Raw genomic sequence first — 12,874 nt, 5'->3', positions numbered from 1 at the left:
CCAGTGTAGGCAAGGCGTCGTCCTAGGGAAATCCCTAGGCTGGTGCTGAAACCGGTTTCACATACACTTCAGTGCCCTGCAACGAAGTGCTTTTGTTTGCAAGGCGCACCAATACCGACCTTGTCACCGAACCGACGCCTCCCGTGAACTACCAATTCCAGTTCGATGCCGTCTTCGCCGCCTGGCCCCTGCTGCTGAAAGGCACCTGGATCACGATCCAGCTGTCGCTGGTGGCGACGCTGCTGGGCCTGGTGGTGGCCGTCTTCTGCGCCTGGGGCAAGACCTCCGGGCCGGCCTGGCTGCGCTTCATCGTCAATGCCTACATCGAGGTCATTCGCAACACGCCGTTCCTGGTGCAGTTGTTCTTCTTTTTCTTCGCGCTGCCGGCCATCGGGCTGCGTTGGTCGCCCTACACCGCGGCGCTGACCGCGATGGTGGTGAACCTCGGCGCCTACGCGGCCGAGATCGTGCGGGCCGGCATCGAGTCGATCCCCAAGGGCCAGATCGAGGCCGGCCGGGCGCTCAACCTCAAGCCCTGGGAGATCTTCCGCTTCGTGATCATCAAGCCCGCGCTGAAGGCGATCTACCCGGCGCTCACGAGCCAGTTCATCCTGCTGATGCTGAGCTCGGCCGTGGTGTCGGTCATTTCGGCCGACGACCTGACCTCGGTGGCGGCCAACCTGCAGTCGCAGACCTTCCGCAGCTTCGAGATATACATCGTCGTGGCCTGCATCTACCTGGCGCTGTCGCTGGCGTTCTCGGCGCTGTTCAAGCTGATTTACAAGCGCACCCTCAACTATCCGGATCGGCGCTGAACACCATGCGTACCTTCGGCTTTCCAGAATTCCTGTTCATCCTCGAAGCGGCCCAGTGGACGCTGGCGCTGTCGGCGATCGCCTTCGTCGGCGGCGCGGTCCTGGGCCTCGCGATCGCACTGGCGCGCACCTCCGACAACAAGACGGCACGCGCGCTGTCGACCGGCTTCATCCAGGTGTTCCAGGGCACGCCGCTGCTGCTGCAGCTGTTCCTGATCTTCTTCGGCGCACCGGTGCTGGGGCTGGAGATCAATCCGTGGATCGCGGCCGGCGTGGCGCTGGTCCTCAACAGCGCCGCCTTCCTGGGCGAGATCTGGCGCGGCTGCATTCAGGCGATCCCGCGCGGCCAGTGGGAAGCGGCCGAGGCGCTGAACCTCAACTACGGCGCTCGGATGCGCGACGTGGTGCTGCCGCAGGCCTTCAAGATCGCGCTGCCGCCGACGGTGGGCTACCTGGTGCAGATCATCAAGGGCACCTCGCTGGCGGCCATCATCGGCTTCACCGAGATCACGCGGGCCGGCCAGATCATCAACAACGCCACCTTCCAGCCGCTGCATGTGTTCAGCACCGTGGCGGCGCTTTATTTCGTCATCTGCTGGCCGCTGTCGCTGCTGGCCGCGCGCATGGAGCGCAAGCGCGCCCGCGCTCTGGCTCGCTGAGTTTTTCCGTTCTTCGATTCCAGTCCTCAACCTAGGAGACCTGACATGATCCGTTCCACCACCCGCCGCGCTGCCCTCGCAGCCCTCGGCCTGGGCGCCGCACTGACCGCCTTCGCACCCTTCGCCTCGGCCCAGAGCGTGGCCGACATCAAGAAGAAGGGCGAGATCACGATCGGCATGCTGGTCGACTTCCCGCCCTACGGCACCACCGACGCCAAGAACCAGCCCGACGGCTACGACGCCGACGTCGCCAAGCTGCTGGCCAAGGAGTGGGGCGTCAAGGCCAACATCGTGCCGGTCACCGGCCCGAACCGCATTCCCTTCCTGCTGACCAACAAGGTCGACCTGCTGGTCGCCTCGCTGGCGATCACGCCCGAGCGCGCCAAGCAGGTCCAGTTCTCGCAGCCCTACGCGGCCGCGACCATCGTCCTCTACGGCAAGACCGGCACGCCGATCAAGAGCGCGGCCGACCTGAAGGGCCTGCGCGTCGGCGTCGCCCGCGCCAGCACGCAGGACGTCGCCGTGACCAAGGCTGCGCCCGAGGGCACCGAGATCCGCCGCTTCGACGACGACGCCTCGGCCATGCAGGCCCTCATGTCCGGCCAGGTCGACGCCATCGGCGCCTCGACCACGGTCGCCGCGCAGATCGCCAAGCGCGTGCCGCCCAACACCTTCGAGAACAAGTTCAACCTGGTGCAGCAGAACATGGGCATCGCGATGCGCCCGGGTCAGGACGACTTGCTGAAGAACGTCAACGACTTCGTGGCCAAGAACTCGGCCAACGGCGAGCTGAACAAGCTCTACCAGAAGTGGCTGCAGACCGACCTGCCGAAGCTGCAGTAAACCGGACAACTCCAGGGAACATCCATGACTGACGCAGTCGCGACCGCCGCCGACCCCATCATCCGCATGGAGGCGGTCAACAAGTGGTACGGCAGCTTCCAGGTGCTGACCGGCATCGACCTGTCGGTGCGCACCGGCGAGCGCATCGTGATCTGCGGGCCCTCGGGCTCGGGCAAGTCGACGCTGATCCGCTGCATCAACCGGCTCGAGACCGTGCAGAAGGGCAGGATCGTGGTCGACGGCATCGACCTCACGGCCGGCGGCAAGAACGTCGACGCGGTGCGGGCCGAGGTCGGCATGGTGTTCCAGCAGTTCAACCTGTTCCCGCACCTCACGATCCTGCAGAACTGCACGCTGGCGCCGATGCGCTCGCGCGGCATGAGCAAGACCGAGGCCGAGGAGGTGGCGATGAAGTACCTGACGCGGGTGCGCATCCCGGAGCAGGCCCACAAGTACCCGAGCCAGCTCTCGGGCGGCCAGCAGCAGCGGGTGGCGATCGCGCGCGCGCTGTGCATGGCACCCAAGATCATGCTGTTCGACGAGCCCACCTCGGCGCTCGACCCCGAGATGGTCAAGGAAGTGCTCGACACCATGATCGGCCTGGCCGAAGACGGCATGACCATGCTGTGCGTGACGCACGAGATGGGCTTCGCCCGCAGCGTGGCCGACCGCGTGATCTTCATGGCCGACGGCAAGATCGTCGAGCAGGCGCCGCCGGAAGAATTCTTCGGCAACCCGAAGAACGAGAAGACCCGCCAGTTCCTGGGCCAGATCCTCAGCTCCCATCAGGCGCATTGAAGCGCCCGCCATCATCGCCATGCCGCCGCCCGTCCTGATTTCCCTTTCCTCCTTCGGCGCCGCAGAGACCGGGCGCCATGGCCAGCTCTGGTGCGCGCAGCTGGCGCGTGCCGCCGGCGCCGACAGCGTCGAGGTGCGCGGCGAACTGCTGCGCGACCCGGCCTCCGAACTGCCCGCGATGGCAGGCCTGGCCTCGGTCTATTCCAGCCCCGAGGGCCTCTGGGCCGAGGGCGGATGGCTCGACAGCGCTGCGCTCGGCCGCGGCATCGCCGCCGCCACGACGCTCGGCGCCCGCCGGCTCAAGATGTCGATCGGCGACTTCGGCCCGGGCTCGCACGGTTCGCTGTGGGGCCTCAAGGTGCAGCTGGCCGAGACCCGGATCGAGCTCGTGATCGAGAACGACCAGACCGTCTCGGCCGGGTCCCTGCCCGCGTTGCAGGCCTTCTTCGACGCCGCCGACCGCGCCGGCCTCGACCTCGGCATGACCTTCGACATGGGCAACTGGCACTGGGTGGGCGAATGCCCCCTGCAAGCGGCCCAGGCCCTGGGCCGGCGCGTGCGCTACGTGCATTGCAAGGGCGCGCAGCGCCTGTCCGCCAAGTGGGTCGCCGTGCCGCTGGCCGATTCGGTGGCGCCCTGGCGCGCCGTGCTGCGGGCGCTGCCGGCCGACGTGCCGCGTGCCATCGAATATCCGCTGATCGGCGACGACCTGCTGGCCGTCACGCGCGACCAGGTCGCCCACATCCGCTCCCTGTGACCACTGCCATGACCTCATCCGCCTTCGATGTCGCACTGTTCGGCGAAGCCATGCTGCTGCTGGTGGCCGACCGGCCCGGCCCGCTCGAAAACGCCACCGCCTTCCACAAGCGCACCGCGGGCGCCGAGACCAACGTCGCGATCGGCCTGTCGCGCCTCGGCCTGAAGGTCGGCTGGGCCAGCCGGCTCGGCACCGACTCGATGGGCCGCGCGCTGCTGGCGACCATGCAGGGCGAGGGCATCGACTGCTCTCACGTGATCTGCGATGCGACGCAGCGCACCGGCTTCCAGTTCAAGGGCCGCGTGACCGACGGCAGCGATCCGCCGGTCGAATACCACCGCAAGGGCTCGGCCGCCAGCCACATGGGGCCGGCCGACGTCGACGAAGCCTGGCTGCGCTCGGCGCGCCACCTGCACGCCACCGGCGTGTTCGCAGCCATCTCCGACACCAGCCTGCAGGCCGCGATCAAGAGCATGGACGTGATGCGCCACGCTGGCCACACGATCTCTTTCGACCCCAACCTGCGGCCGACCCTGTGGGCGTCGCCCGAGACCATGCGGCACTGGATCAACGACCTGGCGTCGCGCGCCGACTGGGTGCTGCCCGGCATGGAGGAGGGCCTGATCCTCACCGGCGAAAGCACGCCCGAGGGCGTGGCGCGCTTCTATCGCCAACGCGGCGCGAAGCTGGTGGTCGTGAAGCTTGGTGCCGAAGGCGCCTACTACGACAGCGAGGTGGCCGGCACGGGACGCGTCGACGGTTTCCCGGTCAAGGAGATCGTCGACACCGTGGGCGCCGGCGACGGCTTCGCGGCCGGCGTGGTCAGTGCGTTGCTAGAAGGCCGGACGGTGCCCGAGGCGGTGCGCCGCGGTGCCTGGATCGGCGCCCGCGCGGTGCAGGTGCTCGGCGACACCGAAGGCCTGCCGACGCGCGCCCAACTTGAGGAGACCGGCCTGTGACACGCAAGAACATCCTCGTTTTTCGGGAGTTGCCCGACGATCAACTGGCGCGGCTGCAGGCCGTCCATGAGGTCACGGTCGCCGATCCACGCTCGCAGCGCGCCGCCTTCGACGCGGCGCTGCCGCTGGCCCATGGCCTCATCGGCTCCAGCTTTCCGGTCGACGATGCGTTGCTGGCGCGTGCGCCGCGGCTCGAAGTCGTGTCCAGCGTCTCGGTCGGAGTCGACAACTACGCGCTGGCCTCGCTGCATGCGCGCGGGATCCTGCTTTGCCACACGCCGGGCGTGCTCGACGAGACCGTGGCCGATACCGTGTTCGCGCTCCTGATGGCCACCAGCCGCCGGGTCGTCGAACTCTCCAATCTGGTGCGCGACGGCGCCTGGACGAAGAACATCGGCGAGGACCTGTTCGGCTTCGACGTCCATGGCAAGACGCTGGGCCTGCTGGGTTTCGGCCGCATCGGGCAGGCCATCGCCCGCCGCGCTGCGCTGGGCTTCGGCATGCCCGTGCTGTACCACGCACGCCGGCCGGTCGACCTCGCGGCGCAGGCGCCCGAGCTGCAGGGCCGGGCCGTCCACACACCGCTCGCCGAACTGCTGGCGGGCGCCGATTTCGTGGTCGCGATGCTGCCGCTTTCGGACAGCACGCGCGGGATGATCGATGCGAGCTTCTTTGCTGCGATGAAACCGGGCGCGGTCTTCATCAACGGCGGGCGGGGTGCCACCGTGCAGGAAGACGCGCTGCTGGCGGCGCTCGATCACGGCACGTTGCGGGCCGCCGGCCTCGATGTCTTCGCGACCGAGCCGCTGCCGGCGGCGTCGCCGCTGCGCACCCATCCGCGCGTGACGCCGCTGCCGCACATCGGCTCGGCGACGCACGAGACCCGGCACGCCATGGCCGAGCTGGCGACCACCAACCTGCTGCAGGCGCTCGCCGGCGAACGCCCCGCGGCGGTCTTCGACACCGCTTCCGCGTGAGCGCCGCCGCCCCAGCGCCGCGGCCGGCGCGCGCCACCATCGCCGACGTGGCCAAGGCGGCCGGCGTCTCGAAGGCCACGGTGTCGCGTTTCCTGAATCACCGCGAGCGGCTGCTGAGCCCTGACATCGCGGCCCGTGTCGAGGCCGCGGTGACCCAGCTGGCCTACACGCCGAGCCCGATGGCGCAGGCCCTGAGCCATGGCCGTTCGCGCCTGATCGGCCTGATCGTGGCCGACATCACCAATCCCTATTCGGTGGCCGTGCTGCGTGGCGCCGAGAAGGCCTGCCAGGATGCCGGCTACCTGGTGATGCTTTTCAACCTCGGCAACGACATCGACCGCGAGCGCGAGGCGATCAATGCGCTGGCCGGCTACCAGGTCGATGGCTTCATCCTCAACACGCTCGGGCGCGGCGCCGGCCTGATCGACGCCGACGCGCTGCACGGCAAGCCGGCGGTGCTGGTCGACCGCCGCCATGCGGGCATGCACACCGATTTCGTCTCGCTGGACAACGCCGCCGCCATGAAGGCGGCCTGCGGCCATCTGGTCGACGGCGGCTATCGCGAGCTGCTCTACATCACCGAGCCGCTGAAAGGCGTGAGCTCGCGGCGCGAGCGGACCGCGGCCTTCGGCGACTGCGTGGCGGCGCACGAGCCGCGCGTGGCCGGCGAGGTGTACGAATCCACGGGTGACGACGGCGATGGCCTCGACGCGGCGCTGCGCGCCCTGCACAAGCGTGCGAAGCGCGGCAGGCGCGCGGCGGTGCTGGCGGGCAACGCGGTCGTGACCCTGCGCGTGGCCGCCGCGATGGCGCGGCTGGGCTTGCGCTTCGGCGAGGACATCGGTTTCGTGGGTTTCGACGATCCCGAATGGGCGCCGCTGATCGGGCCCGGCCTGAGTGCCATCGCGCAGCCGACCGAGGCCATCGGCCGGACCGCGGCGACCTGCCTGCTGGAGCGGCTGCAAGGGCTGGAGGGGCCGGCGCGGCAGCTGCTGCTGCCGGGGGAACTGGTGGTGCGGGGGTCGTCGGGCGGGGGGTGAGGCCGGGCGACATGCGCATTCGGGCGGGCGCCGCGGCTCGCTCAACCCTCGACCAGCGCCAACACCCGCAGCGGACTCCCCGACCCCTCCTGGATCTTCAGCGGCGCCGACACGATCAGTGCCCCGGTCGGGGGCAGCTGGTCGAGGTTCTTCAGGCATTGCAGCCCGTAGCGGTTCGCGCCGTGCATCAGCGTGTGGCAAGGGTAGGCCATCGGCCATCCATGCGACTGTCCCGCGTCGGTGTTGATCGTCTCGACGCCGAAGCCGTGCACCCTGCGTTGGCCGATCAGCCACTCGACCGCCTCCTGCGTCGGCCCCGGCGTGTGGGCGCCGTCCTCGCGCATGTTGACGAAGGCGGCCGGGTCGGCGATGCGCTTGGACCAGTCGGTGCGCAGCAGCACCCAGGCGTCTTCGGGGATGCGGCCGTGGCGCGCCTCCCAGGCCCGCAGGAAATCAACCGTCAGCAGCCAATCGGCATCCTCTGCCACCTCGGTGCTGGCATCGATCACCACCGCCGGCGCGATGAAGTTGCCGGCGTCGATGGTGTCGACCGTGTTGCCCGGATGGTCCTTGCCGGTCACCCAGTGGGCGGGGGCGTCGAAGTGCGTGCCGGTGTGCTCGCCGCAAGTGAAGTTGTTCCAGTACCAGCCGGGACCGGCTTCGTCGTAGCGAGAGATGCGCTCCATCTTGAATGCCGCGACCTGGCCGAATTGCGGCGGCAGCTGCAGCGGCGGGAATTCTTCGCTCAGGGTGTGGGTCAGGTCGATCGTGCGGATCGATCGATCGCGCAAGGCCGCGGCCAGGTGGGTCAGGATGCTCATCGGGGTTTCCTATCCGTGGGAGAAAGTTGCTCGTTCATGCCCGGCGCCGGGCGGTGACCTCGATCTCGACCTTGGCGCCTTCGACCGCCAGTGCGCTGCACAGGGTCGTGTTGGCGGGCCGGTTGTCGCCCAGCCGACGCTTGAGCACGCCGCTGACCGCGATCACGTTGGCGCGATCGGGCACGTAGACCCGCACCCGCACCACGTCTGCGAGGCTGGCCTGTGCCTGCGACAGTGCGCCTTCGATGGTGTCCAGCGCCAGTTCGCATTGCCGCTCGGCCGTGTCCGGGAACTCGCCGCTGGCGAAGTCCTGCCCGACGGTGCCGGAGACGAAGATCCAGTCGCCGTCGACGACGGCGCGCGAATAGCCGGCCAGCTCTTCCCAGCGTGAACCGCTCTGGATGAAAGTGCGTGGGGCGGCGCTCATAGCGCAACCTCCGTACTGCGCACTCCGGTGCGAGCGCCTTCGGGCGGCCGGGCGGCGCTCATTGCGCCTTGAACCCCGAATCGCGAATGACCTTGCCCCAGCTGCGCGAGGCATCGACCACCCACTGCTCGACCTCCTTCGACGGCGCCGCCGTGACCTCGTTGCCCATCTTGGCCAGCTTCTCCTGCAGGTCGGGCTGCGCCAGGACGCTTTTCATCGCGCGGTCGAACTGCTCGACGAATTCGACCGGCAGGCCCTTCGGACCGAAGAAGGCCAGCCAGGGGTTCTTGTCGATGCCGCTGTAGCCGAGTTCGAGAAAGGTCGGGATCTCGGGCGCGGTCTTGCTGCGCTCCTGGCCCGAGCTCGCGAGGATGCGGACCTTGCCGGCGCGGTGGTACTCGATCAGCTCGGTCATCGACGCGATGCCGATCGGGATCTGCCCGGCAAGCAGGTCCTGCACCATCGGCGCGCCGCCCTTGTAGGGCACCGAGTTCATCGTGACGCCGAGGGACTTGCCGATGATGTGGCCGATGAACTGCGGGACGCTTCCGGCCGCAGGGATGCCGTAGTTGGCCTCGTTGGGATGGGCCTTGACCCAGGCGCCGAGCTCGGCCATGGTCTTGATGCCGGTGGCGGCGCTGACCGCCAGCACGTTGTAGTACGAGGCCACGCCCGCCAGCGCGGTGAAGTCGTTCACCGGGTCGTAGCCGGCCGCGGCGATGGTCAGCGGGATGATGACCTGCGTGTGGTCGATCGACAGCATGATCGTCGAGCCGTCGGCCGGCGCCGCCTTGAGGAGCTGGGCGGCGATCTGGCCGCCGGCGCCGGCCTTGTTGTCGATCACGAACACCTGGCCGTTCATGGCCTTGCCGAGCTTGTCGACCACGGCCCGCGCCACCACGTCGGTGGCCCCGCCCGGCGGGAAGCCCACCAGGACGCGGATCGGACCGCTGTAGGCCTTGGTGTTCGCGTGGGCGATCCAGGGCGACGAGAGTGCGGGTGCGAGCAGCGCGGCCGTGAATGCCTGGCCGAGTCGGCGTCGGTTCATGATCATCTCTTCCTCATCGTGGTTTCAGAATCTGGGCCGTGTCCGCGGCAGCGCTGCGTTCCAGGCGGGCCTGGATCAGCAGCACCTCGAGCTCGTGGCAGCGCACCAGCCGCAGCCAGCGGGCGTCGTCCATGTCGGCGCCGCGCGATGCATGCAGGGCGATGCGGCAGCCGCCGGTGGCCGCATCGGGCTCGACCGTGGCGTGGATGCGGGGGGCGAGCGCATCGGGCGCGCCGCCCACGTGGTAGGTCACGGTCAGGCGCGCGCCGTCGACGACCGGGCGCACCCAGCTCGGCGTGTCGTCGAACAGCGAGTGGCCGCGCACCACGCCGCCGCCGACCGCCTCGGTCTGCCAGCAGCCCAGGGCCCACTGGCCGAGGGTCAGGCCATCGCCGAGGAAGTCCAGGGCCTGCTGCGGGCTCGCGCGGCAAAGCACCGAGGCGATGTGGTTGGCCGTCATCGCGTCAGGCGAGCCAGCTCGCGCAGGGCGCCCACCACGTCGTCGGCCGTGTTGTAGAAGTGCGGCGCGATCCGGATCACGTCGTTGCGTGCCGAGACCACGTAGCCCGACTGCAGCATCCGCGCTTCGATCGCGGCGGCGTCGGCGATGCGGATCGCGGTGTTCGCGCCCTTGGCGGCGGGGTCCAGGGGACTCGCGACCTCGAGGTCCAGGCTCGCCGCCTCCTCGATGGCCACGGCCGACAGCTGCTGCAGGTAGGCCTCGATCGCGGGAACCCCGATCTCGTTGAGCAGGGCCATGCTGGCGCGCGCGACGCTGGCGCACATCATCGGCGGCGTGCCGGTGTTGAAGCGCGTGGCGCTGTCGGCGAAGTCGAGTTGCGCGGGATCGAAGGCGAAGGGGTTGACGCGGCCGAACCAGCCGGTGACCGTAGGCACGAGCTGCCGCGCCAGCGCCGGTCGCACGTAGAGAAACGCGATGCCCGGAATGCCCAGCAGGTACTTCTGGGCACCGGCCGCCAGGATGTCGACCTCCTGGGCCCGGACGTCGATCGCGATCGAGCCGGCCGACTGGTAGGCATCGACGAACTGGATCGCGCCTTGCGCGCGCGCCGCCCGCCCGGTGGCTGCGATGTCGACGATCTGGCCATCGTAGAAGCAGGCCTGCGACACCGACACCAGCGCCGTGCGGTCGTCGATCGCCGCCGCGATCCGTTGCGTGGTGTCGGTGCGGCCCGCCTCGGCTTGGACGAGGCGCACCTGCGCGCCGCGCGGCTGCTGCGCCAGCCAGACGTGGCAGATCGAGGGAAAGTCGAGCATGCTCGTCACGACCTCGGGGCGTCCGTCGTCGAAGCGCAGCGCCGACGCGATCGCCGACGCGGCATCCGACACGCTGCCCAGCACCGCGATGTCCTCGGCATTGGCGTGGATCATGCGAGCGAACTCGGCGCGGGCCAGGGCCACCTGGTCCATCCAGTAGCCCCAGTCGGCGCCGCGGCGCACCCAGACGTCGAGGTACTCGTCGATGGCCTGCCGCACTGGCAGGCTCAGCGCGCTTTGCGAGCAGCTGGACAGCTGAACCGCGTTGTCCAGGATGGGAAAGAGCTTTCGGTATGAGGAGAATGGATGTTTCATGAAACTGCCCGCCGGAACGACCGGGCTTCGAGGCGATGAACAAGAACGCAGAGACGACGGCTTCCCCTTCGGCGTGGATCGAGGTGCCGCACTTCCGCTGGGAGATGCTGATGGCGCAGGGCGCGCCGCGGGTGGAGTTCCGCAAGGGCCAGACCCTGTTCTCGCAGGGCGACGCCGTGACCCATGTCCACGTGGTCGAGCAGGGCCGTGTCCGGCTGGTGCTGCTGTCGGAGGCCGGCCACGAGAAACACATGGCCATCGTCGGAACGCAGGGGATGGTCGGCGAATGCAGCGCATTCCTGGATGGCCGGCATTCGGTCACCGCGGTGGCCTCGTCGGACGTGGTCACGCGGCAGGTTGGGCTGACGCTGCTGCAGCAGGGGATGGCGCGCGACGAAGCGTGCATGCGCCAGGTGCTCTGGCTCATGAACGTCAAGCTGCGCGTGCTGGCGCACCAGAACCTGCTGCTGAGCCAGGCGACGGCGACGCAGCGGGTGGTCCATCACCTGGTGCAGCTGGCGGGCACCTACGGCGAGGCACAGGGGCAGGGCGTCGCGATCCGGATCTCGTTCACCCACCAGGAGATGGCCAATCTCGCCGGCCTGAGCCGGGTCATGACCTCCAACGTTCTGATGCAGCTGCAGGCGCAGGGCGTGATCGAGATGGTCAAGTCGCATTGCGTGATTCGAGAGATGCAGGCGCTGAGGCAGCGGGCCGTGGTCTTGTGATTGAACCCGGGTCGATGGCGGCCCAGTGTAGGAACCGGTCGGCGCGCCGTATGTCAACGGCTTTACAAGCCGCCATCTTTTTCTCTGACCTTCCGATCGTCCGGGCCGTCGTTTCGTCGGCGCGGGGCGCTCCGTCGACGCAATGGCGGCTTCCGCCCGACCGCGAGGACTCCTAGAGTCGGTTCATCCGATGCCGCAAGGGAGGACCCGATGATCTCGATTCGCAACGTGCTGGTGCTGGGGGCCGGCAAGGTGGGTGGCACGGTGGCCGACATGCTGGCCGACTACCACCGGATTCCCGTCACGCTCGCCGACCGCGATCCGCCGCGACGCGCGCTGGACGACCCGCTGGTTCGGCGCACCGTGCTCGACGTCGAGGACACAGCCGCGCTGGCGGCCGCGTTGGCCGGGCACCAGCTGCTGATCAACGCGCTGCCGTTCCAGCAGGCCGGGCGCGTCGCCGCCGCCGCACGCGCGCTCGGCGTGCACTACCTCGACCTGACCGAGGATGTCGCGGCCACCCGCGCCATCCGTGGCCTGGCCGACGGCGCGGAGACCGTGCTGATGCCGCAGTGCGGCCTGGCGCCCGGCGTGATCGGCATGCTGGGCGCGCACCTCGCCGGCCGCTTCGACGATCTGCACGACCTGCACTTGCGCGTCGGTGCGCTCTCGCGCCACGCCACCAACGGCCTGCGCTACAACTTCACCTGGAGCATCGACGGCCTGATCAACGAGTACTGCCATCCGTGCGCGGCCATCGTGCAGGGCCAGCCGGTGTCGGCGCAGCCGCTCGAAGGGTACGAGACCCTTGTGCTCGACGGCGACACCTACGAAGCCTTCAACACCTCGGGCGGGCTCGGCACTTTGTGCGAGACGCTGGCGGGCCGCGTGCGCAACCTCGACTACAAGACGCTGCGCTACCCGGGCCACCGCGATGCGATGGCGCTGCTGCTGCGCGATCTGCGGCTGGGCGAGCGGCGCGACCTGCTGCGGCAGGTGCTGGAACACGCCGTCCCGCACAGCCGGGAAGACGTGGTGATCGTGTTTGCCTCGGCCTCCGGCCTGCGTGCCGGGCGCCTCGAACAGGAGACACGCATGGCCCGCATCCAGGGTGGCCGCCTGCGCGGCGTGGACCGCACCGCGATCGAGCTCGCCACCGCGGCGGGCGTGGTCGGCGTGTTCGAGCTGCTGCGCACGGGCCGGCTGCCGGCGCGGGGTTTCGTGGGGCAGGAGCAGGCGGCGCTCGAGGACTTCCTGGCCACGCGCGTCGGCAGCTGCTATGCGGCACTCGGCGAACCGGGCAGCGGCGCTGCGCCGGCCAGCCCGCTTCGCGGCGCCGCCTTCGCCCATACCTGGCCGCCTCAGCCGCGACGTCGCGCACGCCAGCAGCCACAGCCATGAACGCGAGC

15 protein-coding genes are annotated in these 12,874 nt (G+C 69.3%); 10 read left to right on the top strand and 5 right to left on the bottom strand.

The genetic code is table 11. From position 1 onward, the window contains the following. Window positions 1-143 precede the first annotated feature (143 nt). The 8 genes from QZH52_RS11715 to QZH52_RS11680 are packed head-to-tail and all read left to right on the top strand — an operon-like array spanning window position 144 to window position 6,848. Window positions 144-815: an amino acid ABC transporter permease gene (locus QZH52_RS11715; RefSeq protein WP_286367134.1), complete on the top strand. Its 672-nt coding sequence runs from the start codon at window positions 144-146 to the stop codon at window positions 813-815. Window positions 816-820: 5 nt separating this feature from the next. Beyond that, window positions 821-1,474, top strand: a complete 654-nt coding sequence (locus QZH52_RS11710) for an amino acid ABC transporter permease (protein ID WP_301808439.1) — start codon at window positions 821-823, stop codon at window positions 1,472-1,474. Window positions 1,475-1,519: 45 nt separating this feature from the next. Beyond that, window positions 1,520-2,317, top strand: coding sequence for a transporter substrate-binding domain-containing protein (locus QZH52_RS11705; protein WP_286524766.1), 798 nt, complete (start codon window positions 1,520-1,522; stop codon window positions 2,315-2,317). A 24-nt stretch (window positions 2,318-2,341) separates the two neighbouring features. Further along, window positions 2,342-3,115: an amino acid ABC transporter ATP-binding protein gene (locus tag QZH52_RS11700; protein ID WP_301808434.1), complete on the top strand. Its 774-nt coding sequence runs from the start codon at window positions 2,342-2,344 to the stop codon at window positions 3,113-3,115. 19 nt (window positions 3,116-3,134) lie between these two features. Then, window positions 3,135-3,872: a sugar phosphate isomerase/epimerase family protein gene (locus QZH52_RS11695; RefSeq protein WP_301808430.1), complete on the top strand. Its 738-nt coding sequence runs from the start codon at window positions 3,135-3,137 to the stop codon at window positions 3,870-3,872. An 8-nt stretch (window positions 3,873-3,880) separates the two neighbouring features. After that, the gene (locus QZH52_RS11690; RefSeq protein WP_301808427.1) at window positions 3,881-4,831 is read left to right on the top strand and encodes a sugar kinase; all 951 of its coding nucleotides are present in this window, start codon (window positions 3,881-3,883) and stop codon (window positions 4,829-4,831) included. Beyond that, complete coding sequence (locus QZH52_RS11685) at window positions 4,828-5,808, top strand: 2-hydroxyacid dehydrogenase (RefSeq protein ID WP_301808424.1); 981 nt, start codon at window positions 4,828-4,830, stop codon at window positions 5,806-5,808. The genes QZH52_RS11690 and QZH52_RS11685 overlap by 4 nt, the downstream gene beginning before the upstream one ends. Further along, a complete protein-coding gene (locus tag QZH52_RS11680; protein ID WP_301808423.1) occupies window positions 5,805-6,848 on the top strand; it encodes a LacI family DNA-binding transcriptional regulator in 1,044 nt (347 codons plus the stop codon). Before QZH52_RS11685 ends, QZH52_RS11680 begins: the two co-directional genes overlap by 4 nt. Window positions 6,849-6,889: 41 nt before the next feature. Here the strand turns inward: QZH52_RS11680 and QZH52_RS11675 are convergent, their stop codons facing one another. Genes QZH52_RS11675 through QZH52_RS11655 form a run of 5 tightly spaced genes read right to left on the bottom strand, consistent with a single transcriptional unit; the run spans window position 6,890 to window position 10,737 of the window. Further along, window positions 6,890-7,669 (bottom strand): cyclase family protein, encoded by a 780-nt coding sequence (locus tag QZH52_RS11675; protein WP_301808420.1) that lies wholly within the window; start codon window positions 7,667-7,669, stop codon window positions 6,890-6,892. 34 nt (window positions 7,670-7,703) lie between these two features. Continuing rightward, on the bottom strand, window positions 7,704-8,096 hold the full coding sequence (locus QZH52_RS11670) for a RidA family protein (RefSeq protein ID WP_301808418.1): 393 nt from the start codon (window positions 8,094-8,096) through the stop codon (window positions 7,704-7,706). Between the two features lie 58 nt (window positions 8,097-8,154). Continuing rightward, a complete protein-coding gene (locus QZH52_RS11665; RefSeq protein WP_301808415.1) occupies window positions 8,155-9,144 on the bottom strand; it encodes a Bug family tripartite tricarboxylate transporter substrate binding protein in 990 nt (329 codons plus the stop codon). 13 nt (window positions 9,145-9,157) lie between these two features. Next, the gene (locus QZH52_RS11660; RefSeq protein ID WP_301808412.1) at window positions 9,158-9,604 is read right to left on the bottom strand and encodes a hypothetical protein; all 447 of its coding nucleotides are present in this window, start codon (window positions 9,602-9,604) and stop codon (window positions 9,158-9,160) included. Beyond that, window positions 9,601-10,737, bottom strand: coding sequence for an aminotransferase class V-fold PLP-dependent enzyme (locus QZH52_RS11655; protein WP_301808409.1), 1,137 nt, complete (start codon window positions 10,735-10,737; stop codon window positions 9,601-9,603). Before QZH52_RS11655 ends, QZH52_RS11660 begins: the two co-directional genes overlap by 4 nt. A 35-nt stretch (window positions 10,738-10,772) precedes the next feature. Here QZH52_RS11655 and QZH52_RS11650 point away from each other — a divergent pair, with 35 nt between their 5' ends. Beyond that, window positions 10,773-11,465, top strand: a complete 693-nt coding sequence (locus QZH52_RS11650) for a Crp/Fnr family transcriptional regulator (RefSeq protein ID WP_301808406.1) — start codon at window positions 10,773-10,775, stop codon at window positions 11,463-11,465. Between the two features lie 210 nt (window positions 11,466-11,675). Beyond that, window positions 11,676-12,866, top strand: a complete 1,191-nt coding sequence (locus tag QZH52_RS11645) for a saccharopine dehydrogenase family protein (protein ID WP_301808404.1) — start codon at window positions 11,676-11,678, stop codon at window positions 12,864-12,866. The last annotated feature ends 8 nt before the right edge of the window (window positions 12,867-12,874 follow it).

The sequence above is a fragment of the Variovorax ginsengisoli genome (assembly GCF_030486595.1).
GTDB classification, from domain to species: Bacteria; Pseudomonadota; Gammaproteobacteria; order Burkholderiales; family Burkholderiaceae_C; genus Variovorax; species Variovorax ginsengisoli_B.
The sequence above is the reverse complement of the archived record's forward strand: the minus strand, read 5'-3'. Positions and strand labels throughout refer to the sequence as shown.